This is a genomic window from Marinobacter gudaonensis (assembly GCF_900115175.1).
In the GTDB taxonomy this organism is placed as follows: Bacteria; Pseudomonadota; Gammaproteobacteria; order Pseudomonadales; family Oleiphilaceae; genus Marinobacter; species Marinobacter gudaonensis.
Genome location: NZ_FOYV01000009.1, coordinates 1 through 1,835, shown reverse-complemented (window position 1 = coordinate 1,835; position 1,835 = coordinate 1). Strand labels below are relative to the sequence as shown.

Below are 1,835 nucleotides of genomic sequence, written 5' to 3'. Positions count from 1 at the left end.
GCATAGCCTGCTATGCAAGTGCTTCGACAACGACGAGCTGGATAATTCTGGTGGGTCTGGGTGGACTTGAACCACCGACCTCACCCTTATCAGGGGTGCGCTCTAACCACCTGAGCTACAGACCCAAAAACACGGGCCTGCAACGACCCTTTTGCTCTCTTTATTAGCCAACCAAGTAATTCGTGTGGACTCTGACCGAAGCATTCGGCTTCGTTTAAGGAGGTGATCCAGCCGCAGGTTCCCCTACGGCTACCTTGTTACGACTTCACCCCAGTCATGAACCACACCGTGGTGATCGTCCTCCCGAAGGTTAGACTAACCACTTCTGGTGCAATCCACTCCCATGGTGTGACGGGCGGTGTGTACAAGGCCCGGGAACGTATTCACCGTGACATTCTGATTCACGATTACTAGCGATTCCGACTTCACGCAGTCGAGTTGCAGACTGCGATCCGGACTACGACGCGTTTTGTGAGATTGGCTCCCCCTCGCGGGTTTGCAGCCCTCTGTGCGCGCCATTGTAGCACGTGTGTAGCCCTGGCCGTAAGGGCCATGATGACCTGACGTCATCCCCACCTTCCTCCGGTTTGTCACCGGCAGTCTCCCTAGAGTTCTCAGCCGAACTGCTAGCAACTAGGGATAGGGGTTGCGCTCGTTACGGGACTTAACCCAACATCTCACGACACGAGCTGACGACGGCCATGCAGCACCTGTGTTTGGGTTCCCGAAGGCACCAATCCATCTCTGGAAAGTTCCCAACATGTCAAGGCCAGGTAAGGTTCTTCGCGTTGCGTCGAATTAAACCACATGCTCCACCGCTTGTGCGGGCCCCCGTCAATTCATTTGAGTTTTAACCTTGCGGCCGTACTCCCCAGGCGGTCAACTTAGTGCGTTAGCTGCGCCACTAAGACTTCAAGAGTCCCAACGGCTAGTTGACATCGTTTACGGCGTGGACTACCAGGGTATCTAATCCTGTTTGCTCCCCACGCTTTCGCACCTCAGTGTCAGTGTTGGTCCAGGTAGCCGCCTTCGCCACTGGTGTTCCTTCCTATATCTACGCATTTCACCGCTACACAGGAAATTCCACTACCCTCTACCACACTCTAGCCTGACAGTTCGAAATGCCGTTCCCAGGTTAAGCCCGGGGCTTTCACATCTCGCTTATCAAACCACCTACGCGCGCTTTACGCCCAGTAATTCCGATTAACGCTTGCACCCTCCGTATTACCGCGGCTGCTGGCACGGAGTTAGCCGGTGCTTCTTCTGTGAGTAACGTCAAGCCTCCTGGGTATTAACCAGAAGGTTTTCCTCCTCACTGAAAGTGCTTTACAACCCGAAAGCCTTCTTCACACACGCGGCATGGCTGGATCAGGGTTGCCCCCATTGTCCAATATTCCCCACTGCTGCCTCCCGTAGGAGTTCGGGCCGTGTCTCAGTCCCGATGTGGCTGATCATCCTCTCAGACCAGCTACGGATCGTCGCCTTGGTGGGCCTTTACCCCACCAACTAGCTAATCCGACATAGGCTCATCCAATAGCGCAAGGTCCGAAGATCCCCTGCTTTCCCCCAAAGGGCGTATGCGGTATTAATCCGGGTTTCCCCGGGCTATCCCCCACTACTGGGCAGATTCCTATGCATTACTCACCCGTCCGCCGCTCGTCAGCAGGGAGCAAGCTCCCCCTGTTACCGCTCGACTTGCATGTGTTAAGCCTGCCGCCAGCGTTCAATCTGAGCCATGATCAAACTCTTCAGTTTAAATCATACAAGAATCCGAAGATTCTCTATTCTTGCTCAAGACAAAACTCAATTTCGACGAGTCACTGTCCTGATATTTC

Annotated in this window: 1 tRNA gene and 1 rRNA gene; both read right to left on the bottom strand. The window is 54.2% G+C overall.

Going from position 1 to position 1,835, the window contains the following annotated elements:
- Window positions 1–48: 48 nt before the first annotated feature.
- A tRNA-Ile gene (locus tag BM344_RS17465) sits at window positions 49–125 on the bottom strand.
- Window positions 126–215: 90 nt separating this feature from the next.
- Window positions 216–1,755: ribosomal RNA gene (locus BM344_RS17460) — 16S ribosomal RNA — on the bottom strand.
- Between the last annotated feature and the right edge of the window lie 80 nt (window positions 1,756–1,835).